Origin of the sequence: Luteimonas sp. YGD11-2 (genome assembly GCF_004118975.1) — a bacterium.
Taxonomy (GTDB): domain Bacteria; phylum Pseudomonadota; class Gammaproteobacteria; order Xanthomonadales; family Xanthomonadaceae; genus Luteimonas; species Luteimonas muca.
The window spans coordinates 1246840-1270462 of record NZ_CP035376.1 but is presented as its reverse complement, the minus strand read 5'-3'; the positions used below and the strand labels follow the sequence as shown (position 1 = coordinate 1270462).

Annotated in this window: 18 protein-coding genes; 17 read left to right on the top strand and 1 reads right to left on the bottom strand. The window is 69.5% G+C overall.

Features of this window, described 5'->3' with window-relative positions; all coding sequences use genetic code 11:
* Positions 1–80 precede the first annotated feature (80 nt).
* The 15 genes from tsf (at position 81) to dnaE (ending at position 19214) form a co-directional block, all read left to right on the top strand.
* Entirely contained in the window at positions 81–959 is an 879-nt protein-coding gene (tsf, locus tag ERL55_RS05800) for a translation elongation factor Ts (protein WP_129135584.1), read from the top strand.
* Positions 960–1257: 298 nt separating this feature from the next.
* Positions 1258–2766, top strand: coding sequence for a GGDEF domain-containing protein (locus ERL55_RS05795; protein ID WP_129135583.1), 1509 nt, complete (start codon positions 1258–1260; stop codon positions 2764–2766).
* A 67-nt stretch (positions 2767–2833) separates the two neighbouring features.
* Positions 2834–3553, top strand: a complete 720-nt coding sequence (gene pyrH, locus ERL55_RS05790; protein WP_129135582.1) for a UMP kinase — start codon at positions 2834–2836, stop codon at positions 3551–3553.
* An 82-nt stretch (positions 3554–3635) separates the two neighbouring features.
* Entirely contained in the window at positions 3636–4193 is a 558-nt protein-coding gene (frr, locus tag ERL55_RS05785; protein WP_129135581.1) for a ribosome recycling factor, read from the top strand.
* A gap of 119 nt (positions 4194–4312) precedes the next feature.
* Positions 4313–5056, top strand: a complete 744-nt coding sequence (gene uppS, locus ERL55_RS05780; protein ID WP_129135580.1) for a polyprenyl diphosphate synthase — start codon at positions 4313–4315, stop codon at positions 5054–5056.
* Positions 5053–5889, top strand: a complete 837-nt coding sequence (locus ERL55_RS05775; protein WP_129135579.1) for a phosphatidate cytidylyltransferase — start codon at positions 5053–5055, stop codon at positions 5887–5889. Before uppS ends, ERL55_RS05775 begins: the two co-directional genes overlap by 4 nt.
* A gap of 37 nt (positions 5890–5926) precedes the next feature.
* Positions 5927–7105, top strand: a complete 1179-nt coding sequence (gene dxr, locus ERL55_RS05770) for a 1-deoxy-D-xylulose-5-phosphate reductoisomerase (protein ID WP_129135578.1) — start codon at positions 5927–5929, stop codon at positions 7103–7105.
* 33 nt (positions 7106–7138) lie between these two features.
* Positions 7139–8500, top strand: coding sequence for an RIP metalloprotease RseP (gene rseP / locus ERL55_RS05765; RefSeq protein WP_129135577.1), 1362 nt, complete (start codon positions 7139–7141; stop codon positions 8498–8500).
* Between the two features lie 55 nt (positions 8501–8555).
* Positions 8556–11087, top strand: a complete 2532-nt coding sequence (gene bamA / locus ERL55_RS05760) for an outer membrane protein assembly factor BamA (protein ID WP_129135576.1) — start codon at positions 8556–8558, stop codon at positions 11085–11087.
* A gap of 17 nt (positions 11088–11104) precedes the next feature.
* Positions 11105–12127, top strand: coding sequence for a UDP-3-O-(3-hydroxymyristoyl)glucosamine N-acyltransferase (gene lpxD, locus ERL55_RS05755; protein WP_129135575.1), 1023 nt, complete (start codon positions 11105–11107; stop codon positions 12125–12127).
* Complete coding sequence (gene fabZ, locus ERL55_RS05750; RefSeq protein ID WP_129135574.1) at positions 12124–12579, top strand: 3-hydroxyacyl-ACP dehydratase FabZ; 456 nt, start codon at positions 12124–12126, stop codon at positions 12577–12579. Before lpxD ends, fabZ begins: the two co-directional genes overlap by 4 nt.
* Before the next feature lies 1 nt (position 12580).
* Positions 12581–13369, top strand: coding sequence for an acyl-ACP--UDP-N-acetylglucosamine O-acyltransferase (lpxA, locus tag ERL55_RS05745; RefSeq protein ID WP_129135573.1), 789 nt, complete (start codon positions 12581–12583; stop codon positions 13367–13369).
* Between the two features lie 97 nt (positions 13370–13466).
* Positions 13467–14624 (top strand): lipid-A-disaccharide synthase, encoded by a 1158-nt coding sequence (gene lpxB / locus ERL55_RS05740; RefSeq protein WP_241685877.1) that lies wholly within the window; start codon positions 13467–13469, stop codon positions 14622–14624.
* Between the two features lie 157 nt (positions 14625–14781).
* Positions 14782–15429, top strand: coding sequence for a ribonuclease HII (locus ERL55_RS05735; protein ID WP_129135571.1), 648 nt, complete (start codon positions 14782–14784; stop codon positions 15427–15429).
* 260 nt (positions 15430–15689) lie between these two features.
* Entirely contained in the window at positions 15690–19214 is a 3525-nt protein-coding gene (dnaE, locus tag ERL55_RS05730; RefSeq protein WP_129135570.1) for a DNA polymerase III subunit alpha, read from the top strand.
* Positions 19215–19295: 81 nt separating this feature from the next.
* Here the strand turns inward: dnaE and coaE are convergent, their stop codons facing one another.
* Positions 19296–21671, bottom strand: a complete 2376-nt coding sequence (coaE, locus tag ERL55_RS05725) for a dephospho-CoA kinase (RefSeq protein WP_206733372.1) — start codon at positions 21669–21671, stop codon at positions 19296–19298.
* A 277-nt stretch (positions 21672–21948) separates the two neighbouring features.
* On the opposite strand from coaE, the gene ERL55_RS05720 reads away from it, so the two are divergent.
* Complete coding sequence (locus ERL55_RS05720; protein ID WP_129135568.1) at positions 21949–22908, top strand: acetyl-CoA carboxylase carboxyltransferase subunit alpha; 960 nt, start codon at positions 21949–21951, stop codon at positions 22906–22908.
* A 50-nt stretch (positions 22909–22958) separates the two neighbouring features.
* Positions 22959–23621, top strand: a complete 663-nt coding sequence (locus ERL55_RS05715; RefSeq protein WP_129135567.1) for a hypothetical protein — start codon at positions 22959–22961, stop codon at positions 23619–23621.
* Positions 23622–23623: the final 2 nt, after the last annotated feature.

Sequence of the window (23623 nt, the reverse complement as noted above, 5' to 3'; positions counted from 1 at the left end):
CGCGACGCGGCCTCCGGGCCGCGCCGTACCGGGACGGCTGTTCCGTCCCGCGACCCCATTCCGCTATCTCGAGGTATCCGATGGAAATCACCGCAAGCCTGGTCAAGGAACTGCGCGAGCGCACCGGCGCCGGCATGATGGAGTGCAAGAAGGCACTCACCGAAGCCAATGGCGACGTCGACGCAGCCGCCGAGGCGCTGCGCAAGTCCGGCCTGGCCAAGGCCGACAAGAAGGCCAGCCGCGTTGCCGCGGAAGGCCGCGTGGCCACCGCCCAGGCGGATGGCCGTGCCGTGCTGGTCGAGGTCAACTCCGAGACCGATTTCGTGGCCAAGGACGAGAACTTCCTCGCCTTCACCGATGCCGTGGCCGCTGCCGCGCTGGCAATCGACGGCACCGATGTCGAGTCGCTCAAGGCCGCGAAGCTCGCCTCCGGCGAGACCGTCGAGGAAGCCCGCGCCGCGCTGATCGCCAAGGTCGGCGAGAACGTGCAGGTGCGCCGCATGGCGCGCGTGGACAGCGGCAACAACATCGCCGCCTACGTGCACGGTGGCCGCATCGGCGTGCTGGTCGAGGTCAAGGGCGGTGACGCCGACCTCGCCCGCGGCCTGGCGATGCACGTGGCCGCGATGAACCCGCCGTACAACAACGCCGCCGACGTGCCGGCCGACTTCGTCGCCAAGGAAAAGGAAATCGAGCTGGCGAAGATGTCCGAGAAGGACAAGGCCAAGCCGGCCGAGATCCTCGAGAAGATCATCAGCGGCAAGATCGCCAAGATCGTCAACGAGGTGACCCTGGCGGGCCAGCCGTACGTGCTCGACACCGACAAGACCGTCGAGCAGGTGCTCAAGGCCGCCGGCGCCGAAGTCGTCGGCTTCCAGCGCCTGGCCGTGGGCGAAGGCATCGAGAAGGTGGTTGAGGACTACGCCGCCGAAGTGATGAAGCAGGCCGGCCTGGCCTGACGCGTCACGCTTCGCGCTGTACCGGAAAAGCCGCGGACCTCCGCGGCTTTTTCTTTTGTCCGCACCTGGCCATGGCAGAAGTCGGGGGTTGCAAGCTTCCGCCGTGTGCCCGGACTCCGTGGCACCACAGGCGCGTCTTCTCAAGGGACGCCCGCAGGATATGGCAGGCCTGCGTTGGCCCTGGCACGCACCCGTCTGCATGAACAACCGCCGTCCACTGGCGTGACGCCCATCACCTGCGCGCTAAAGGTTCGCCGGCGCGCGCCGATAAGGCCGTCGACGCATACCGATCGCCGCCATGCACCCCGAACTGGTTTCCCTGCTCTCGCACTGCCGGACGCTGCCCACGCTTCCGGGCGTTGCGCTGCGCATGATCGAACTGGCGGAGGATCCGGCAACCGACCTCGCCGTGGCCGCCGATGCCATCGCGATGGATCCCGCACTGAGCGCGCGGCTGTTGCGCATCGCCAATTCGCCGCTGTACGCGAGCGCACACCGCCGGCGCGTCGACACCCTCTCGCAGGCGCTCGCGCTGCTCGGGCTCAACGCCGCGCTCAGCCTGGCGCTGGGGTTCGTGGTCGCACGTACGCTGCAGCCCGACCATGCACTGGCCGGCATGCACGAACGCGTGTGGCAGCGCAGCGCCCTCGCGGCGATGGCTGCGCGCCTGCTGGCCGAGCGCCTGCAGCTCGAGCGTCCGGAAGAACTGATGCTCGGCGCGCTGCTGCAGGACATCGGCATCCTCGCCCTGCTGCACGCCATGCCGGAGCGTTACGCGGAGCTGCCGCAGGTGCCGCTGCAGGGCCGCGAGCGACTGGAGGTCGAACGCGACCATCTCGGCGGTGACCACACCGAAGTCGGCGCCTGGCTTGCGGGCCGCTGGGGGCTGTCGGCATACCTGCAGCGGATGATCCGCGGCAGCGAGACCGTCGAGACCGGCGACCGCACCCTGGGCTGCGTGGTGGCCGCCGGCTTGCTTGCCGATGTGTGGGTGCGACCGGACGACGAACATGCCGGCCAGCAGCTCGGCCAGGTGGCCACGGCGCTGGAACTGGAGCCGCTGGACATCGAGACGCTGGTGGACCGGCTCTCGGCGCTGGCGCCGGAGATGTCGGCCCTGTTCGACATCCGCATCCAGCGCGAGGAACAGGCGCGCGAGATCGAACAGCAGGGCCGCGAACTGGCGATGATCCGCCACCTGCTCGAGCGCGAGGACCTGCAGGAGGCGGTGCGCGAGGCGACACGCCTGAAGGCGCGCACCCGCGAGCTCGACGACCTGGTGCGGCGCGACCCGCTGACCGGCGCATACAACCGCCGCCAGCTCGAGGATGTCCTGCAGCAGGCGTTCGAGGAGGCCGAGCGCCGCCGCGAGCCGCTGTCGATCGCCTTCATCGACCTCGACGACTTCAAGCTGGTCAACGACCGCTACGGGCACCTCGTCGGCGACACCGTGCTGCGCGAGTTCAGCCAGACGCTGACGCGGATGCTGCGCGCCAGCGACCTGCTCGCGCGCTATGGCGGCGAGGAGTTCCTGGTGGTGCTGCGCCGCTGTGGCGCCGAACGCGGCAGGCAGATCCTCGAACGCATCCTCGCCGACATCGCCGGGATGCCGCTGGCCACGATGGACGGCACGCCCATCCACATCACCTTTTCCGCGGGCCTCGCGACCCATGGCGAGGACGCGCGTTTCATTGATGCGCACGCCATGCTCGCTGCCGCCGACGAAGCGCTGTACGGCGCCAAGCGCGAGGGCCGCAACCAGGTGGCGATGCAGCCGCGCGCGGCGTACCCGCCGGATCGTGCATAGCGCGCGACGGCGCGGCGAGCGGGCGATCGGCTAGAATCCCGGCGGTTTACCCATCCCCGAGGCCCGCATGTCCACACTCGCCTATCGCCGCGTCCTGCTCAAACTGTCCGGCGAGGCCCTGATGGGCGACGAGGATTACGGCATCGACCCCAAGGTCATCGGCCGCCTCGCCCGCGAGGTGATCGAGGCCCAGCACGCCGGCGCGGAAGTGGCGCTGGTCATCGGCGGCGGCAACATCTTCCGCGGTGCCGGGCTGGCCGCCAGCGGCATGGACCGCGTCACCGGTGACCAGATGGGCATGCTCGCCACCGTGATCAACGCGCTGGCGATGCAGGACGCGCTGGAGAAGCTCGGCGCCAAGGCGCGGGTGATGAGCGCGATCAAGATCAACGACGTCTGCGAGGACTACATCCGCCGCCGCGCGATCCGCCATCTCGAGAAGGGCCGCCTGGTGATCTTCGCCGCCGGTGTCGGCAGCCCGTTCTTCACCACCGATTCCGGCGCCGCGCTGCGCGCGATCGAGATCGGCGCCGACCTGCTGCTCAAGGCGACCAAGGTCGATGGCGTCTACGACAAGGACCCCAAGAAGCACGCCGACGCGGTGCGCTTCGAGCAGCTCAGCTACGACGAGGTGATCTCGCGCGGCCTGGAGGTCATGGATACCGCGGCGTTCGCGCTCGCCCGCGACAGCAGCCTGCCGATGCGGGTGTTCGACATGGGCCAGCCGGGCGTGCTGCTGCGCATCCTGCGCGGCGAGGCGATCGGCACCCTGGTCACCGGCCGCTGATCGCACGCCAGCCCGTCGGGCAGCGTCGCGCCGCGTGGTGCACGTATAATCCCGCGGTTCCCGACCGCAGCTGGAGCCGGCGATGCTCGACGATATCAAGAAAGACACCCAGACCCGCATGGCCAAGAGCGTCGAGGCGCTTCGCCACACGCTGGTCAAGGTCCGTACCGGCCGTGCCTCGACCGCGCTGGTCGAGCACCTGAAGGTCAACTACTACGGCTCCGACATGCCGCTGTCGCAGGTCGCCAGCGTGTCGGTGAGCGATGCACGCTCGCTCACGATCACTCCGTGGGAAAAGCCGATGGTCGCCGCGGTCGAGAAGGCGATCCTCGCCTCCGATCTCGGGCTGACGCCCAACACCGCCGGCACCACCATCCGCCTGAACCTGCCGGCCCTGACCGAGGAGCGTCGCCGCGAGCTGTCCAAGGTCGTGCACAGCGAGGGTGAGGACGCGAAGGTCGCGATCCGCAACATCCGCCGCGATGCCAACCAGCAGGTCAAGGAACTCCTCAAGGAGAAGCTGATCTCCGAGGACGACGAGCGCCGCAGCGAAGACGAGATCCAGAAGCTCACCGACAAGGCGATCAAGGACGTCGACGAAGTGGTCAAGGCCAAGGAACAGGAGCTGATGGCGGTCTGAGGACCGGTCAGTCGCGGGTTGTGATCGGACACACACCAGCGCCGGCTGACGCCCGGCCCCCGCCCGCGCGTCCGGATCCACGTGATCCGGCCGTCGCCGGCGCCAGGGATGTCGACGCGGTGCCACGGCACCTGGCGATCATCATGGACGGCAACGGCCGCTGGGCCGCGCGGCGCCGACGCCCCCGTGCGATCGGCCACCGCGCCGGCGCGCGCGCGGTCAACCTCTGCATCGACTGGTGCGTCGAACGTGGCATCGGCGCGCTCACCCTGTTCGCGTTCTCCAGCGAGAACTGGGGGCGGCCCGAGGACGAAGTCGGCGCGCTGATGAAGCTGTTCATGGGTGCGCTCGACCGCGAGATCGACGAGCTCGACCGCCGCGGCATCCGCATCCGCTTCATCGGCGAACGCAGCCGTTTCGCGCCGCCGCTGCAGGCGCGCATGGCCACGGCCGAAGCGCGCACGGGGCGCCATTCGCGTCTCGCGCTCAACATCGCGGTGAGCTATGGCGGCCGCCAGGACATCGCCGCGGCCGCGCGCGCGCTGGCGCACGACGTCGCCGCCGGCCGGCTGCGCCCCGAGGACATCGACGAGCAGCTGCTGGGCACGCGTGTCGCGCTGGCCGAACTGCCGCCGCCGGATCTCTTCATCCGCACCGGCGGCGACCTGCGCATCAGCAACTTCCTGCTGTGGCAGCTGGCCTATACCGAACTGTGGTTCACCGATACCCTGTGGCCCGACCTCGATGCGGCCGTGCTCGACCGTGCGTTGGCCGACTACGCCGCCCGCGAGCGGCGCTTCGGGCTCACCAGCGCCCAGGTCGCACCCACCGCCCCACACGACACGGATACCCCAGACGCATGACCCGAACCCGCGTGCTCGCCGCACTGGTGATGGCGCCCCTGGCGATCGCCGCGGTCCTGCTGCTTCCCACCCCCTGGATGGCCGCGCTCGCCGCGGTGCTGTTCCTGGGCGCACTGTGGGAGTGGTACCGGCTGGCCGAAGTGGAGGACACCACGGCGCGTGGCGTGCTGCTGCTGGCCAACCTGCTGCTGATGGTCGCGGTGGTCTGGGCATCGGCCAACGACCCCGGCAGGTCGCTGGTACTGCTGAAGCTGCTGTGCGTGGCCGGCATCGGCTGGTGGCTGGTGGCGATGGCCTGGCTGCGCCGTTTCGAATTCGGCACCGCCGGCTCCGGCAGCGCGCGCATCCTCAAGCTCGCCGCCGGCACCGCCGCGATCATTCCCGCCTGGGCCGCGCTCGGGCTGATCCACGCCGGCGAGCCGGCAGGCGCCGGCTGGTTGCTGGTGGCACTGATGATCGTCTGGGCCGCCGATTCCGGCGCCTACTTCGCCGGCAGGAAGTTCGGGCGGCGCAAGCTGGCACCGCGCATCAGCCCCAACAAGACCGTGGAAGGGCTGCTGGGTGGCCTGCTCGCCGGCCTGGTCGTGGCGCTGGCCGGCGCCCTGCTGCTGGGCACGCCGGCCACGCAGCTGTGGGCGGTGGTGCTGGTGGCGTTGATCGCGGTGCTGTTCTCGGTGGTCGGCGACCTGTTCGAGAGCCTGCTCAAACGCCAGGTCGGCATGAAGGATTCCGGCAACCTGATCCCCGGCCACGGCGGCCTGCTCGACCGCGTCGATGGCGTCATCGCCGCGCTGCCGGTGTTCGCCATCGGCCAGATCTGGCTGGGGTTCTGAGCGTGCGCAGCACCCCGTCCACGCGTACGGCGACGCGATGAAGCCGCAGCGCGTCGCGGTCCTCGGCGCAACCGGCTCCATCGGCGGGTCCGCGCTCGACGTCATCGCCCGCCATCCGCAGCACCTGTCGGCCAGTGTGCTGGCCGCCGGCCGCAACGTCGACGCGCTGGTCGCGCTGTGCGTGCAGCACCAGCCGGCGCATGCGGTCATCGGCGAGCCCGCCCTCTACGGCGCGCTGCGCGACGGCCTGCGCGTGGCCGGGCTCGCGACGGAGGCACACGCCGGCGACGAGGCGCTCTGCGCGCTGGCGGCCGGTGACGCCTGTGACAGTGTGGTCGCGGCGATCGTCGGCGCCGCCGGGCTCGATTCGACGCTGGCCGCGGCACGCGCCGGCAAGCGGCTGCTGCTGGCCAACAAGGAATCGCTGGTGATGGCCGGTGACCTGGTGATGGCCACGGCACGCGAGTCGGGCGCCTGCATCCTGCCGATCGACAGCGAACACAACGCGCTGTTCCAGTGCCTGCCCGATGGCCGGGTCGGTGCCGGCGTCCAGCGCCTGGTGCTGACCGCGTCGGGCGGGCCGTTCCGTGGCCGCGACCGCGCTTCGCTTGCATCGATCACCCCGGCACAGGCGGTGGCGCATCCGAAGTGGTCGATGGGCCCCAAGATCTCGGTCGATTCGGCGACGCTGATGAACAAGGGTCTCGAGGTGATCGAGGCCCACCACCTGTTCGGGCTCGGCAACGGACGCATCGGCGTGGTCGTGCATCCGCAGAGCCTGGTGCACGCGCTGGTGGAATACACCGACGGCTCCACGATCGCCCAGCTGGGCCTGCCCGACATGCGCACCGCGCTCGCGGTCGGCTTCGCATGGCCCGAACGCATCCCGTCCGGCGTGCCCGCGCTCGACCTCATCGCCCACGGCCGGCTGGACTTCGAGGCGCCCGACATGGACACCTTCGCCTGCCTGCGCCTGGCGCGCGAGGCGCTGGATGCCGGCGGCTCGGCACCGGCGGTGCTCAACGCCGCCAACGAGGTGGCGGTTTCAGCCTTCCTTCAGGGCCGCATCGGTTTCCTGAGCATTCCCGCCATCGTCGAATCCGCGCTCGCGGCGTTGCCCCCGGTCGAGATCGCCTCGCTGGAGGCCGCACGCGAGGCGGACGCGCAGGCGCGCCACCACGCCACCCTGGCCCTGCCCCGTCATGCCTGCGCATGAACGACATGAGCCCCGCCCCATGAGCCCGCGTCAATGAGCGACTTCCTCGGTTCGGTCTGGTGGCTCATCGTGAGCCTGGGCCTGCTGGTCACGTTCCACGAGTTCGGCCACTACTGGGTGGCACGCCGCAACGGGGTCAGGGTGCTGCGTTTCTCGGTCGGCTTCGGCCGCCCGCTGTGGATGCGCCGCGGCCGCGACGGCACCGAGTACGCGATCGCCGCGATCCCGCTCGGCGGCTACGTGAAGATGCTCGACGAGCGCGAGGCACCGGTGGCTGCGGACGAGGTGTCGCAGGCGTTCAACCGCAAGTCGGTTGGCCAGCGCATGGCGATCGTCGCCGCCGGGCCTGCCGCCAACCTGTTGCTGTGCGTGGCGCTGCTGTGGGCGATGTTCGTGGTCGGCCGGCCGGATTACGCTCCGGTGGTCGGCCATGTGCAGGGCGTGGCCGCCGAGGCCGGGCTGGCCCGCGGCGACCGTATCGAAGCGGTCGGGGAGCGCGCGACGCCGACCTGGAACGAAGTGCAGATGGCGCTGCTGCCGGCGGCGCTCGACCGCGCCGACGTACGCCTGGCGGTGGTGGATGCCGATGGCAACCCAGCCGAACGCACCCTACCGCTGTCGAAGCTGGCACCGGAACTCGACGACCGCGCGCTGCTGCCCGCCGTCGGCGTGCTGCCACGACACCTGCTGGCATCGCCGGTGATCGGCCGGGTCCATCCGGACTCGCCCGCCTGGGGCGTGCTGGCCGAGGACGACCGTGTCACCGCGCTCGACGGCAACCCGGTGGCCACCTTCGACCAGATCGGCCCGCTGGTGCAGGCGCTGGGCGAGCGCGGCGGCGCGGCGATGATCGAGGTGGAGCGCAACGGCGAGCGGATGGCGCTGGAGGTCACCCCGCGACGTATCCACGACGACGCGCGCGGTGACTTCTGGGCGCTGGGCATCGAATCCGCACGGACGGAACTGCCAGCCAAGGACGCACTGCAACGCTATGGGCCGCTCGCGGCGGTGCCGGCGGCGCTGCGTGAAACCGCGCATCTGACCGGGCAACTGGTCGGGATGATCGGCCGCGCGTTCACCGGCCGCATTGCCGTCGAGAACACCGTGGCCGGCCCGATCACCATCGCCCGGGCCACGAATACCTATGCGCAGCAGGGCGTTGCCTGGTACCTGACCATCCTCGCGCTGCTCTCGCTGAGCCTCGCGGTCATCAACCTGCTGCCGATCCCGCTGCTGGATGGCGGACACCTGTTGTATTACCTTATCGAGTTGGTCAAAGGCAGCCCGGTCAGCGAACGTGCGATGGCGGCCGGCCAATCGGTCGGCCTGGTGCTGCTGGCCGGCCTCATGGGGCTGGCGTTCTACAACGACATCCTGCAACTGGTGCAACGCTGACCGCACGAATCCCGCCCCGCGACCACCGCGGGCGCTTCCCCAACGGACGTTTTAGATGACGCGAATTCCCAGCCGCCGCCTGCTTGCACTTGCCCTGTCCGCGGCCCTTACCGCCCCCGCCTGGGCCCAGACCATGCCGGAGGCACCTGCCGCGCAACCGGCGGCCAGCGGCGCGTTCACCGTCTCCGACATCCGCATCGACGGCCTGCAGCGCATCGGCGCGGGCACGGTGTTCACCTACCTGCCGATCGAGCGTGGCGACACCATCGACCAGGTCCGCGTCGGCGAGGCGGTGCGCGCGCTGTATCGCACCGGCTTCTTCGAGGACGTGCAGGTCGGCCGCCAGGGCGACATCCTGGTGGTTGCCGTGACCGAGCGCCCGGCGATCAACCGGCTCACGCTGACCGGCAACAAGGACATCAAGACCGAGGACCTGCAGCGCGGCCTGGCCGACATCGGCCTGTCGGAAGGCGACACCTTCGACCGCCTCGCGCTCGACCGCGTCACCCAGGAACTGACCCGCCAGTACAACAACCGCGGCAAGTACAACGTCACCATCACCCCGACCGTCTCGCAGCTCGACCGCAACCGCGTCGACGTGACGATCGCGGTCGACGAGGGCAAGGCGGCGAAGATCCGCCACATCAACCTGGTCGGCAACGAAACCTACGACCAGGAGACGATCACCGACAGCTGGGAGTCGTCCGAGAGCAACTGGCTGAGCTGGTACCGCCGCGACGACCAGTACTCGCGCGAGAAGCTCTCCGGCGACCTCGAGAAGCTCAACAATTTCTATCTCGACCGCGGCTACGTCGATTTCTCGATCGACAGCACGCAGGTCGCGATCAGCCCAGACCGCCGCGACATGTACCTCACCGCGGGCCTGACCGAGGGCGAGATCTACACGATTTCGGGGGTCGAGGTCACCGGCGACACGATCCTGCCCAGGGAGCAGATCGAGGAGCGTGTGTTCGTGCGCGAGGGCCAGACGTTCTCGCGCGCGCTGCTGGAACTGAGCTCCGACGCGATCGTGGCCACGCTGTCCAACATCGGCTACGCGTTCGCGCAGGTGAACCCGATCCCGGACGTCAACCGTGACGACCGCACCGTGGCCATCAACATGCAGGTGGTGCCGGGCCCGCGCGTCAACGTGCGCCGGGTGGTGTTCAAGGGCAACACCCGCACCTCCGACGAGGTGCTGCGCCGCGAGATGCGCCAGTTCGAAGGCAGCTGGTATTCGCAGGCCGCGGTCGATCGCTCGAAGGTGCGCCTGCAGCGCCTGGGCTTCTTCGAGTCGGGCAGCGTCAACGTCGAGACCCAGCCGGTCCCGGGCAGCGACGACCAGGTCGACGTGGTGTTCAACGTCAAGGAAACCGCGTCGGGCAGCTTCGTGTTCGGCCTGGGCTACTCGCAGCTGGCCGGCGTCACCACCTCGGTGCAGCTGTCGCAGAACAACTTCCTCGGCAGCGGCAACCGCGTGTCGATCGAGGCCAGCCGCAACGTCTACCTGCAGCGCTACGCGTTCTCCTACCTCAACCCGTACTTCACCGACGACGGCATGTCGCTGGGCTACAACCTGTGGTGGCGCGAGTTCGACAACTCCGAGTTCAACACCGCGCAGTACTCCTCGACCAATGCCGCGGCACAGATGTTCTTCGGGATTCCGATCACCGAGAACGACAGCATCTCGCTGATGTTCGGCATCGACCGCAACGAGATCTACGCCTGGCGCGGTGGCACGCCGGATTCCATCGTCGACTACATCGACGCCTTCGGCTCGCGCACCTTCAATTCGTGGCGCACCGAGCTCGGCTGGGCGCGCGACAGCCGCAACGACTTCCTGCAGCCCACCCGCGGTACCTACCAGCGCGTCGGCCTCGAGGTCACCCTGCCCGGTTCGACCGCGGAGTTCTACAAGCTCAACTACGAGTTCTCCAAGTACTGGCCGATCAGCCGCGCCCTCGTGCTCAACACCCGCGCCGAGATCGGCTACGGCGACAGCTACGGCGACGACGTCACCCGCAATGTCTGCTTCACCGATCCGCAACTGGTCGATCACGACAACGATCCGGCCACGCCGCCGGTGTACCAGCCGGGTCCGGACCCGTCCAACCCCTGCGACCCGACCTCGCCGGATTACCTGCGCACGATCACCGCGTCCGGCCTGCCGTTCTTCGAGAACTTCTACGCCGGCGGTACGCGCTCGGTGCGCGGCTTCCGTGACAACACCTTGGGGCCGCGCGAGTCCGCGCAGGGAAGCACCTACCTGCAGCCGATCGGTGGCGCGCTGAAGACCGTGGGCTCGCTGGAGATGTACTTCCCGACCCTGCTCGACTCGCCGGCCGCGCGCATTTCCGCGTTCGTCGACTTCGGCAACGTGTTCCGCGACCTCGACGCGTTCGATGCCAAGGACCTGCGCATTTCCGCCGGCGTTGCGCTGATGTGGCGCGCCCCGGTGGGCCCGATCTCGATCAGCTACGCGATCCCGCTGGAATCGCAGAAGGACGTGTACGGCGGCTCGGGCGAACTCCTGCGCCGCGGCGACGAGACCGAGCGCCTGCAGTTCACCTTCGGCGGCGCGTTCTGACGGCCCGCAACGCGACGATGGATACGCAATACCACAGCGCCGCCGATCTTGCGCGGCGTTTCGGGCTGGAACTGCGGGGCGACGGGCAGGTGCAGGTCTCCGGCGTGGCCCCGCTGTCGCGTGCCACCGCGACTGAACTCAGCTTCCTCTCCAACCCGCGGCTGCGCGACCAGCTCGCATCGACCGGCGCCGGCATCGTGGTGCTGCGCGAAGGTGACGCGGGCTCGTTCGCGGGCACCGCGCTGGTCGCGCGCGACCCGTACGTGGCCTACGCGAAGATCGCCGCGCTGTTCGAGCCGAAACGCCCTTCGCGCCCCGGCATCCATCCGAGCGCGGTCGTCGACCCGACGGCACAGGTGCACCCGGAGGCCGAGATCGGCCCGCTGGTGAGCATCGGTGCGCGCAGCAGCATCGGCGCGGGCTGCGTGGTCGGCGCGGGCTGCGTGATCGGCGAGGACTGCCATCTCGATATCGACTGCGTGCTGGTGGCCCGAGTCACCCTCGACCGCCGCGTGCGGCTCGGCAGGCGGGTGCAGATCCAGCCGGGCGCGGTGCTCGGCGCCGAAGGCTTCGGCATGGCGATGGAGGACGGCCGCTGGATCAAGGTGCCGCAGCTGGGCGGCGTGGTCTGCGGCGATGATGTCGAGATCGGCGCCAACACCACCGTCGACCGCGGTGCACTCGACGACACCGTGCTGGAAGAAGGCGTGCGCCTGGACAACCTGATCCAGATCGCCCACAACGTCCATGTCGGTGCGCATACGGCGATGGCCGGTTGCGTCGGCGTGGCTGGCAGCACGCGCATCGGGCGGTACTGCCTGATCGCGGGCGCCGCCGGCATTTCCGGTCATCTGGAGATCTGCGACCGGGTGCTGGTGCACGCGATGTCGATGGTGTCGAGCTCGATCACCGAGCCGGGGGAATATTCGTCGGGAATGCCGGCCATGGCGACGCGCGACTGGCGCCGCAATGCAGCGCGTTTCCGGCAACTCGATGCGCTCGCGCGCCGCGTCGGCGCGCTGGAGAAGGGGAAGGAATGAGCGACGAATTCAAGCTGCCGATCGAGCACGACGGCGTACTCAAGCTGCTGCCGCACCGGTACCCGTTCCTGATGATCGACCGCGTGGTCGAGTACGAGCGTGGCAGGCGCGTGCTCTGCCACAAGTCGGTCAGCGGCAACGAGCAGTTCTTCCAGGGCCACTTCCCCGGGCGTCCGGTGATGCCGGGCGTGCTGGTGATCGAGGCGCTGGCGCAGGCCGGCGGCGTGCTCAGCCACCTCGACCTCGACGCCACCCAGCGCGGCGGGCTGTCGTACCTGGTCAAGGTGGACAAGGCCAAGTTCTCGCGGATGGTGATGCCGGGCGACCGCCTGGAGCTCGAGGTGCACCTGAAGCGCGCGATCCGCAACATGACGCTGTACTGCGGTACCGCGCGGGTGGACGGCAACGAAGTCGCCTGCGCGGAGATCCTCTGCGCCGAGGCCCGCAGCTGACATGGCTGCGGGCGCGACGATCCATCCGAGCGCTGTCGTCGATCCGGCCGCGCGCCTGGGTGACGGCGTCGAGATCGGCGCGTTCACGCTGGTCGGGCCCGAGGTCGAGATCGGTGACGGCACCCGCATCGGGCCGCATTGCAGCATCCACGGGCCGACCCGGATCGGCCGCGACAACCGCATCCATGGCCACGCCGCCATCGGTGGCGAGCCGCAGGACAAGAAGTTCCACGGCGAACGGGTGGAGCTTGTGATCGGCGACCGCAACACGATCCGCGAGTTCACCACGATCAACCGCGGCACCGGGGACGGCGGCGGCTGCACCCGCATCGGCAACGACAACTGGTTGCTGGCCTATACGCATGTGGCCCACGACTGCGTGGTCGGCAACCATTGCGTGTTTTCCAACAACGCCACGCTGGCCGGCCATGTCGAGGTCGGCGACCACGTGATCCTCAGCGGGTTCGTCGGTGTGCACCAGTTCTGCCGGATCGGCATGCACGCCTTCATCGGTATGGGCGCATTCGTCAACGGCGACGTGCCGCCGTTCGTGATGGTGGCGCAGGACGGCTATGGCCGCCCGCGCGGCATCAACAGCGAGGGGCTCAAGCGCCGTGGCTTCGACACCACGCGCACCGCGGCGATCAAGCGCGCCTACCGCGCGCTGTACATGGGCGGCGGTTCGCTGGAGGAGGCGCGCGCGAAGCTCGCCGATCTGGCCGCGGACAGCGCGGACGTGCGCGCCTTCCTGGACTTCGTCGAGGCCGGGCAGCGCCCGTTGCTAAGATGACCGGCCCGGCCCGGAACCACGCGCGCCCGTGAACACCACGACCACGACCGCACCGCGTCCGGCCACCGCAGCGCTCCAGTCCCCGCACCCGGCCACGCTGCCGGCGGCACCGCGTTTCGCGCTGGTGGCGGGCGAAACCTCCGGCGACCTGCTCGGCGCCGGCCTTGTCGATGCACTGCGCGCACGCTTCCCGCAGGCGAGCTTCGCCGGCGTCGGCGGCGATGCGATGCGCCGCGCCGGCGTCGATACCTGGCACGACGCCTCCGAACTCGCGGTGATGGGCCTGAGCGAAGTGCTCGCGCACCTGCCGCGCCTGCTGCGCCTGCGCGCCGGCCTGCACAAGCGCGTGCTCGACTGGCAACCGGATGTCTTCATCGGCATCGATGCACCGGACTTCAACCTCGGCCTGGAGCGCCGCCTGAAGCAGCACGGGCTGCGCACCGTGCACTACGTCAGCCCGTCGATCTGGGCCTGGCGCCGCGGCCGCGCCGCGAAGCTCGGCCGCAGTGCGGACCGGGTGCTGTGTCTGTTTCCGATGGAGCCGCCGATCTACGCGAAGTACGGCGTGGACGCGCGTTTCGTCGGCCACCCGATGGCCGACGAGATGCCGCTCGAGCCCGATCGGCGCGCCGCGCGCCAGCGGCTCGGCCTGCAGAAGCAGGGGCCGGTGCTGGCGGTGCTTCCGGGTTCGCGACAGGGCGAGATCGCACGGCTGGGCCAGGTCTTCCTCGATGCCGCCGCGCTCGTTGCCGGCGCCGCGCCCGGCCTGCAGGTGGTGGTGCCTGCGGCCAACGCGGCCTGCCGGCGCATGCTCGACGCCATCGCCGCCGCCTCGCCGCTGCGTGGCGACGCGCTGCACATCATCCACGGCCAGGCGCGTGACGCGATGGTCGCCGCCGACGTGGTGCTGCTGGCCTCGGGCACGGCCACACTGGAAGGCCTGCTGGCCAAGCGTCCGATGGTGGTCGGCTACCGCGTGTCGCGCAGCACGGCGGCGATCGTGCGCGCGCTGGGCCTGCTCAAGGTCGACACCTACTCGTTGCCGAACGTGCTGGCCGGCAGGCCCGTGGTGCCGGAGCTGATCCAGGAGGACTGCACCGCGGAACGCCTGTCGGCGGCGGTGCTGCGGTTCCTGCAGGACCCGGCCGCAGCCGCCGCACTGGCGCCGCGATTCACGGAGATCCACCGCAGCCTCCGTCGCGATGCCTCTGCACGTGCTGCGGATGTCATCGAAACCCTGATCGACCGCCGCTGAGCCGCGTCCCAGCGCCCGGTTGACGCAGTCAGCTCGCCGTCCTTGTCGCACCGGCCCGTCGCCGATACCCTGCCCGCGTGCAGCACCATCCGTTCCCGACTCCCGTCATGCCGCGTCCCAGCGCCGGGCCCTCCCGGGTCCTCGGGGGCTGCCGCGCATGAGTGCGCCAGGCGACTGGATCGTCGGCGTCGACGAGGCCGGCCGCGGCCCTCTGGCGGGGCCGGTCGTGGTCGCAGCGGTGGTCTTCGACCCCGCACGGCCGCGCATCAATGGTCTCAACGACTCCAAGCAACTCAACGCCGAACGACGAGAGACGCTGTATGCGCGCATCGTCGAGCGTGCGCTGGCGTGGAGCATCGTGTCGGTCGACGTCGACGAGATCGACCGCATCAACATCTTCCACGCCACCATGCAGGGCATGCGCCGCGCGCTGGAGAACGCCATTGCCGGGCTGGAGCGCGAACGCTGCGTGGCGCGCATCGACGGCAACCACCTGCCCAAGGCCCTGCCCTGCCGTGCCGAGGCCTGGATCGACGGCGATGCACGCGACCGCGCGATCATGGCCGCGTCGATCCTCGCCAAGGTGGCGCGCGACCGCGCGATGGTCGCCCTGCATGCCGACCACCCGGCGTACGGCTTCGACCGCCACAAGGGCTATTCCACCCCCGAGCACCTGGCGGCATTGCGCGCGCACGGGCCGTGCGTGATCCATCGCCGCAGCTTCGCCCCGGTGCGTCAGGCGCTGGAACCCGCGGCGCCGGTCTGCGGGGACCTGTTCGCACCGGTGGGGCTGGTGCCCGCCTGACCCATCACCCGCGGCTTCCGCGGGTCGCTGCAGACGGCCCGTCCGCAAGACAGCACCGCGACGCCTGCTGACCTCGAGCCGTCGCGCCTTGCCCTCACCCCACCACCTGCCTTCGCAGGTGGTACCCCCCTCTCCCGCCTCGCAGGAGAGGGGCGTCGGCGGGCGGCCTGCGGCCGCCGGTTTTCTTCGGGGGGGCATGTCAAGTCTTGTCGGGTCCATGCCCCCGGCCTACCCTGCGGAGTTGACGCGACGCCCGTCCGATGTCCAGCCGCTTCGTCCATCTCCACCTCCACAGCGAGTTCTCGCTCGCCGACTCGACGATCCGCATTCCGCAGCTGGTCGGGCGTTGTGCTGCGCTGAACCAGCCGGCGCTGGCGGTGACCGACCGCAACAACCTGTTCGGGCTGGTCGGCTTCTACGGCAAGTGCGAGTCGGCAGGCGTCAAGCCGATCGCCGGCGCCGACGTGTTGGTGGCCCTCGGCGACGAGCCCGCGTATCCGGTGACGCTGCTGTGCCGCAACCGCGACGGCTACCTCAATCTCTCGCGACTGCTCACCCGCGCCTGGCTGGAAGGCCACCGCAATGACGGCGTGGTGGTGCGCCCGGACTGGCTGAAGGCCCATGCCGGCGACCTGTTCGCGCTGGTCGGCCGCCACACCGAAGCCGGGCGACTCGCCGCCACCGGCAAGCACGAGCTCGCACTCGGCTGGCTGGCCGACCTGCAGGCCGCCTTCGACGACCGCCTGCATCTGGAACTGACCCGCACCGGGCGCGATGGCGAGGCGCAGTTCAACGACTTCGCCCTGCATGCCTCGTCGGTGCGCGGGATCCCGGTGGTCGCCAGCAACGACGTGCGCTTCCTCGACGCCGATGGTTTCGAAGCGCACGAGGCGCGCGTGTGCATCGCCTCCGGGCGCGTGCTCGACGATCCGCGCCGCCCGCGCGACTACAGCCGCGAGCAGTACCTGAAGTCCAGCGAGGAGATGTGCGAGCTGTTCGCCGACATCCCCGATGCGATCGACAACACCGTGGCGCTTGCGCAGCGCTGCAACGTCGAACTCGGCCTGGGCACGTACTACCTGCCGCAGTTCCCGGTGCCGGACGACCACACCCTCGACAGCTGGATCCGCAAGGAAGCGCGCGATGGCCTGGAGGAGCGGCTGGCGAAGTATCCGGTGGCCGCAGGCCACACCCGCGAGAGCTACGCCGAGCGGCTGGAGATCGAGCTCGACGTCATCACCAAGATGGGGTTCCCGGGCTACTTCCTGATCGTGTCGGACTTCATCCGGTGGGCCAAGGAGCACGACATCCCGGTGGGCCCGGGCCGCGGTTCCGGCGCCGGCTCGCTGGTGGCGTGGGCGCTGAAGATCACCGACATCGACCCGCTGCCCTACGACCTGCTGTTCGAGCGGTTCCTCAACCCCGAACGCGTGTCGATGCCGGACTTCGACATCGACTTCTGCATGGACCGGCGCGACGAGGTCATCGACTACGTCGCCGCGAAGTACGGCCGCGACCGCGTCAGCCAGATCATCACCTACGGCACGATGGCGGCGAAGGCGGTGGTGCGCGACGTCGGCCGCGTGCTCGGCTACCCGTACGGCATGGTCGACGGCATCGCCAAGCTGGTGCCCAACGTGCTGGGCATCTCGCTGTCGGATGCGATGGGCCGCACCGACAAGTCGCGCAGCGACGAGGCCTGGCGCTCGCCGGAGCTCATCCAGCGCTACCAGGACGAGGACGAGGTCCGCGACCTCATCGACCTCGCCCTGCAGCTCGAGGACCTGACGCGCAACGCCGGCAAGCACGCCGGCGGCGTGGTGATCGCGCCCTCGCCGCTGTCCGACTTCTGCCCGCTGTTCGCCGAACACGACGAGGGCGGCCGCGGACGCAACCCGGTCACCCAGTTCGACAAGGACGATGTCGAAGCCGTGGGCCTGGTGAAGTTCGACTTCCTCGGCCTGCGTACGCTCACGATCATCGACTGGGCGGTGAAGGCGATCAACGCACGGCGTGCCACGGGTGGCGAGGCGCCGCTCGACATCGCCGCGCTGCCGCTCGACGACCGTGCGTCCTACGAACTGTTCGCGCGCGGCGACACGGTGGCGGTGTTCCAGTTCGAATCACGCGGCATGCGCGAGCTGTTGAAGCGCGCGAAACCCGACACCTTCGAGGACATCATCGCGCTGGCCGCGCTGTTCCGCCCCGGCCCGCTGGGCTCGGGGATGGACCGCGACTGGGTCGACCGCAAGCACGGCAATGCCGAGGTCACCTATCCGCATCCGCTGCTCGAGCCGGTGCTCAAGCCGACCTACGGCGTGATCGTCTACCAGGAACAGGTGATGCAGATCGCCCAGGTCCTGGCGGGTTACTCGCTGGGCGGCGCCGACCTGCTGCGTCGCGCGATGGGCAAGAAGAAGCCCGAGGAGATGGCCAAGGAGCGCGCCAAGTTCGAGGCCGGGGCCGCGGAGAACGGCGTCGACCCCAAGGTCGCCACCGGCATCTTCGACCTGATGGAGAAGTTCGCCGAGTACGGCTTCAACAAGTCGCACTCGGCGGCGTATGCGCTGGTCGCCTACCAGACCGCATGGCTGAAGGTGCATTACCCGGCCGAGTTCATGGCCGCGGTGCTGTCGTCGGACATGGACAACACCGACAAGGTCGTCGGCTTCCTCGACGAGGCGCGTGCACTGGGGCTCGAAGTCCTGCCGCCCGACGTCAACGCCTCGGCGTACATGTTCGAGGCCACCGACCCCGCCACCATCCGCTACGGCCTGGGCGCGGTGAAGGGCGTCGGCCGCGGCGCCTGCGAGGCGATCGCCGCGCAGCGCACGTCCGGCGGGCCGTTCCGGGACCTGCTCGATTTCTGCCGTCGCTGCGAAGGCGCGCGGCTCAACCGGCGCACGCTCGAAGCCCTGATCCAGGCCGGTGCGCTGGATGCACTGGGCAGCAACCGCGCTTCGCTGATGCTGCAGTTGCCGGAGGTGCTCAAGGCCTGCGACCAGCTCGCCCGCGAGCGCGCCGCCGGCCAGGTGTCGCTGTTCGGCGGGCCGTCCGAATCCGCACCGATCCACATCGAGCTGCCGGAGACCAGCGAATGGCCGCTGGCGCAGCTGCTGGCCGGCGAGCGCGAGACCCTGGGGCTGTTCCTCAGTGGTCACCCGATGGACCCGTACCGCACCGAGTTGCGCGACCTGCTCGGCCACCACCTCGGCGAGCTGGATGCGGTGTGGGCGGCGCGGCCGGACTCCGGTCGTGGTGGCTGGCGCCCCGAGGTCAACACGATCGTCGCCGGCCTGGTGGTGGGCATGCGCAAGCGTGGCGACACCCAGGCCTTCGTGCAGCTGGAGGACGGCCACGGGCGGCTGGAATGCGCATTCTTCGCCGAGGCCTGGCAGGAGTTCGCCCCGCTGTTGACCCGCGACCGCATCCTGATCGTCGAGGGTGGCCTGCGCGAGGACGAGTTCAGCGGCGGCTTCGCGCTGCGCGCGCGCCGCGCCTGGGACTACCTGCAGCTGTGCCCGCAGATCGCGAAGCGCGTCGCGCTGCGGCTGGACCTGCGCATGCCCGGCCTGCTGCAGGATGTCGAGCGCCTGCTCGACGCCCACCGCCCCGGCGAGACCCCGCTGCGCTACGACCTCACCGTGCCCGCGGGCGCGGCCGGCACCCTGGAGGTCAACGGCGCGCGCTCGGTGCGGGTGGATGCCGACCTCATCGGCGCGCTGCGCGCGCGTGACGGCGTGCACGTGCGGGTGGCGATGTCGCGCCCATGGGCAGCGTCCTGATGCGCTGACCGGGCCTGGTTCACCGCCTCGGCATCACGCGCCGCGTCGGAGGCGCTTTCGGTCATCGGGAACCGCAGCCAGTCACTCGTCCCGTCCGCGCGCGTCGTCCGCGCGCGCGGCGGCCCGATGCTGATCGAGCAGCGGCTGCACCCGCTCGCTCCAGAACCGGCGCACCGCCTGGGCGAGCGCCTCGCGTCCCGAATCGTTGACGATCACTTCGTCGGCGATTTCACGACGCTCCGCGTCCGTCGCCTGGGCGTCCACCCGCTCCCAGGCCTGCTTCCTGGACATGCCGCGCTCGCTGACCAGCCTCGCCACCCGCACCTCGGCAGGCGCCTCCACCACGAGCACGAGGTCGAGCCCGGCCCGTGGCTCGTCGGTTTCGGCCAGCAACGGCACGTCGGCCACCACCACCGCGTCGGGGCCGGCCTCCGCGGCGCAGCGCATGATCTCGGCGCGTACCCGCGGATGGATGATCCGGTTGAGCCTGGCCCGGGCGGTGTCGTTGCCGGACACGAGCTTGCCCAGGGCGTAGCGGTTCAGTTCCCCGTCTTCGGTGATGACGTCCTCGCCAAAGACCTCAGCGATTTCCTCCAGTGTCTGGCTTCCGGGCACGACCACCCGGCCGACCAGCTCGTCGGCACTGATCACCACCGCCCCCAGCGCGCGGAAATCGCGGGCGGCGAGTGACCGGCCCGAGCCGATACCGCCGGTCAGCCCGATGGTCAGCAGCGCCGCCCCGCCGCGGGCCCGCCGCGACTGCCGCGTGTCCGGCTGGTAGATGTCGTATTCCGGCTCGGTGCCCGGCTCGTACTCCGGCCGGATCACGTACTCGGCCATGTCGTGCTCGTCCTCCCGTGCGCGCCGCTGGTACTCCTCTACCGGAAGCACCTTCTTCCACTGGCGCGTGCGCATCGGCTTGACCGCACCGGCGTCCTCGCGCAACGCCTGCACGAGCAACAGGCACAGGCCCACCACCAGCATCAGCACCGGGGCCCCGATGACGATGATGACCTCCTGCAATGCCGCGAGCCCGTGTTCGCCCGAGGTCACCAGGATCACGGTGCAGACCAGGCCCACCGACAGGGCCCAGATCACGCGCTGGCGTTTGGGCCCCACGTCTTCGTAACCGGAAGCCAGGTTGTCGAGCACCAGCGCCCCGGAGTCGAGGGACGTGATGAAAAAGATGGTGATCACCAGCAGCGCCAGCACAGCCGTGAACCCGAAGAACGGGAAGGACTGCAGGAACTGGAACAGCGCGGCTTCCACATTCCCGTTCGCCACGATGGTTTCGGTCAGGGTGCCGGCCGTCGCGGGCGCCCGTTCGATGCGGAAGGCACTGAAGCCGAAGGTGCCCATCCAGATGACCACGAAGGCCGTCGGCAGGCACAGCGATGCAAGGACGAAGGCCCGGATCGAGCGGCCGCGCGAAATGCGCGCGATGAACAGCCCGACGAAGGGCGACCAGGTGACGGTCCATGCGTAGTAGAAAACGGTCCAGTCGCCAGACCATCGCCCATTGCCGAAGGAATCGTTGAAGAAGGAAAGCATGGGCAGATGGGACACATACGCCCCTGCCGACTCCACGATGCCGCGGATGGTGTCCATGCTGGCGCCCCACATCAGCACGAACACCAGCAACGCGACCATCAGGACGATGTTCAGGTAGGAAAGCCGCTTGATCCCCTTGTCGAGGCCGGCCAGCGCCGAGACCAGTGCGAGCGCGGTGATGACGGCGATGATGCCGGCCTGCAGCCATCCGTTCATGGGAATGCCCATGACGTAGTTCATGCCGGCGTTGATCTGCATCGCGCCCAGACCGACCGACACCGCCAGCCCGAAGACGGTCGCCACCACGCAGATGATGTCCACCGCCCTCCCCCACGGCCCGTGGATCCCCTCCCCGAGCAGTGGCTGCAGCGCTGAAGACACGCGCGGGGGCAGCCGGCGCTTGTAGGTGAAGTAGCCGAAGCACAGCCCCGGAATCACCAGCAGGGCCCACATGTGGATGCCGAAATGGAAGTTGGCGATGGCCAGTGCCTGCAGGGCGGCCGTGTCGGTCCCCGGCACGGTCCCGTAGAGCGGCGGGTTGGCGTAGTGGCTCATGGGCTCCGCCACGCCCCAGAACATCAGGACGGCCCCCACGCCCGCCGCGAAGAGCATGCCGAACCAGGCCACCCCGGAGTACTCCGGCTCCGCATCGTCGTCACCGAGCTTCACCCGCCCGTAGCGGCTGGCCGCCAGCCCGAAGGCGAACACCACCAGTCCGGTCGTGCCGAGGGTATACAGCCAGCCGAGCTCGTAGCGCAGGTAGCCCGACACCACGCCGAAGCCGCTCTGCACGGGCCCCGGGAACAAGGACATCGCCGCGGCGAAGGCGAAGATGACCAGCACGGAGACGAAGAACGTCACCGGGCCGGTCCGCAGGCCGAGAAGATCATGCAGCCGGGTCAGCATCGGGCCCTCCATCGGGTCGGCAAAGGGTCCGGACCATCCGGCAGGCGGTACGCAGGGTGATGCGGTCGTCGATCTCTAAAAACCCCTGTTCGCGACCTCGTCGAGGCCGATGTCCCGGCGGTACGGAGGCTGGCAACGGCACCAGAAGCCGCGTCACGTGCGGGTGACGGTGTCTGCCCGTCGCGGTGGTCGTTCGCGCGTGACGACACGCCGGGGTACGGTGCCGTGGCAGGCGGTCGGATAGACTCTCGCGATTGTTTCCGGGCCCCGGTATCAGATGAACCCGAACTACCTCGACTTCGAGCAGCCCATCGCCGACCTCGAAGCCAAGATCCAGGAACTGCGCCAGGCCAGTGCCGGCCCCGCGGTGAACGTCGACAACGAAGTGCACGCGCTGCAGGAGAAGCTGCGCCGCCGCACCGCGCAGATCTTCCGCGACCTCACTCCGTGGCAGGTGTCGCAGCTCGCGCGCCACCCTGCCCGGCCCTACACCCACGACTACATCCGCCATATCTGCGACGAGTTCCAGGAACTCGCCGGTGATCGCGCCTACGCCGACGATCACGCCATCGTCGGTGGCCTGGGCCGCATCAACGGCCGCAGCGTGATGATCATCGGCCACCAGAAGGGCCGCGACACCAAGTCCAAGGTACGCCGCAACTTCGGCATGCCGCGCCCGGAGGGTTACCGCAAGGCGCTGCGGCTGATGAAGATGGCCGAGCGCTTCGGCCTGCCACTGCTGACCTTCATCGACACCCCGGGCGCCTATCCCGGCATCGGCGCCGAGGAGCGCGGGCAGTCCGAAGCCATCGCCCGCAACCTGATGGAGATGGCCGAGCTGAAGACGCCGATCATCTGCACGGTGATCGGCGAAGGCGGCTCCGGCGGCGCGCTCGCCATCGGCGTCGGCGACCGCACGCTGATGTTCGAGTACAGCACCTATTCGGTGATCTCCCCGGAAGGCTGTGCATCGATCCTGTGGAAGGACGCCGGCAAGGCGCGCGACGCCGCCGAGCAACTGGGTCTGACCGCGCGCCGCCTGCACGGGCTGGGCCTGGTGGACAAGGTGATCCGCGAACCGATCGGCGGCGCGCACCGCAATCCGCGCCAGACCGCGATCCGCCTGAAGTCGGTGCTGCTCAACGAACTCGACGCCCTCGAGGCGCTGCCGCTGCCCGACCTCCTGCAGCGCCGCTACGAGCGCCTGCGCGGCTACGGGGCGTACGAGGCGGCCTGAGGAGCGCCACGCACGCCGGGAAAACCATCAGCACGACACGGAGGTACGAAATGGCTGGCACCCTGCGCGCAAGCCGGACAACCGTGCGGCCTAAACTCGTTACGCCGCTCGTTGCGGCACTCTTCGTGTCGCCGGCCTTTGCAGGCGATCCGGTAACACCACCTGGTGAGGCAACGATTTACCGGGAGGCCGCACTTGCAGACTGCGAACGCGTCGGTACCCGCCCGATGCTTCCCGGACTCGTCGATCTGGCCGTGCTTGGCGCGATCGATGAGATAAGCAACGTCGTGACCGGACCTGACGTTGTCGCGGCCGCGCAGCCGACCCTGGACCAGCTCGCCGAGCAGTTTGGTGACCTGGATGCACTCCCGTCGCTTGAATTGCAATTCCTGCTCGCGGTACTTGCTGAAGCCGCCGGCGATACGGCGCGACACGCTGACCGGCGCGCCTATGCAACGGCGTTGCTTGAGATGATGATCGAAGGACGCGACGGCGCGTCCCCTGCCCGCGCCTTCCGGACATGCCTGGCTTCCAACGAGTACGTGCTGGCCCGTCATGTGCTGGGCGTGCGCGAGGTGCGGCGCCAGTCGGTCGTGCAACACGATGGCCGTTCGTACGACCGGCTCGACGTACGCATGAACAATGGGCGGAAGCGGTCGTTCTACTTCGACGTCACCGATATTCTCCGCACTGGGCCCGGCCAGAACCCCTGAGG

Excerpts from the sequence above, each read along its gene's own strand:
- rseP (WP_129135577.1), top strand. The coding sequence starts at position 7,139 with ATGAGCGACTTCCTCGGTTCGGTCTGGTGGCTCATCGTGAGCCTGGGC.
- dxr (WP_129135578.1), top strand. The coding sequence starts at position 5,927 with ATGAAGCCGCAGCGCGTCGCGGTCCTCGGCGCAACCGGCTCCATCGGC.
- bamA (WP_129135576.1), top strand. The coding sequence starts at position 8,556 with ATGACGCGAATTCCCAGCCGCCGCCTGCTTGCACTTGCCCTGTCCGCG.
- fabZ (WP_129135574.1), top strand. The coding sequence starts at position 12,124 with ATGAGCGACGAATTCAAGCTGCCGATCGAGCACGACGGCGTACTCAAG.
- lpxA (WP_129135573.1), top strand. The coding sequence starts at position 12,581 with ATGGCTGCGGGCGCGACGATCCATCCGAGCGCTGTCGTCGATCCGGCC.
- ERL55_RS05795 (WP_129135583.1), top strand. The coding sequence starts at position 1,258 with ATGCACCCCGAACTGGTTTCCCTGCTCTCGCACTGCCGGACGCTGCCC.
- dnaE (WP_129135570.1), top strand. The coding sequence starts at position 15,690 with ATGTCCAGCCGCTTCGTCCATCTCCACCTCCACAGCGAGTTCTCGCTC.
- tsf (WP_129135584.1), top strand. The coding sequence starts at position 81 with ATGGAAATCACCGCAAGCCTGGTCAAGGAACTGCGCGAGCGCACCGGC.
- frr (WP_129135581.1), top strand. The coding sequence starts at position 3,636 with ATGCTCGACGATATCAAGAAAGACACCCAGACCCGCATGGCCAAGAGC.
- ERL55_RS05720 (WP_129135568.1), top strand. The coding sequence starts at position 21,949 with ATGAACCCGAACTACCTCGACTTCGAGCAGCCCATCGCCGACCTCGAA.
- ERL55_RS05735 (WP_129135571.1), top strand. The coding sequence starts at position 14,782 with ATGAGTGCGCCAGGCGACTGGATCGTCGGCGTCGACGAGGCCGGCCGC.
- coaE (WP_206733372.1), bottom strand. The coding sequence starts at position 21,671 with ATGCTGACCCGGCTGCATGATCTTCTCGGCCTGCGGACCGGCCCGGTG.
- pyrH (WP_129135582.1), top strand. The coding sequence starts at position 2,834 with ATGTCCACACTCGCCTATCGCCGCGTCCTGCTCAAACTGTCCGGCGAG.
- ERL55_RS05715 (WP_129135567.1), top strand. The coding sequence starts at position 22,959 with ATGGCTGGCACCCTGCGCGCAAGCCGGACAACCGTGCGGCCTAAACTC.
- ERL55_RS05775 (WP_129135579.1), top strand. The coding sequence starts at position 5,053 with ATGACCCGAACCCGCGTGCTCGCCGCACTGGTGATGGCGCCCCTGGCG.
- lpxD (WP_129135575.1), top strand. The coding sequence starts at position 11,105 with ATGGATACGCAATACCACAGCGCCGCCGATCTTGCGCGGCGTTTCGGG.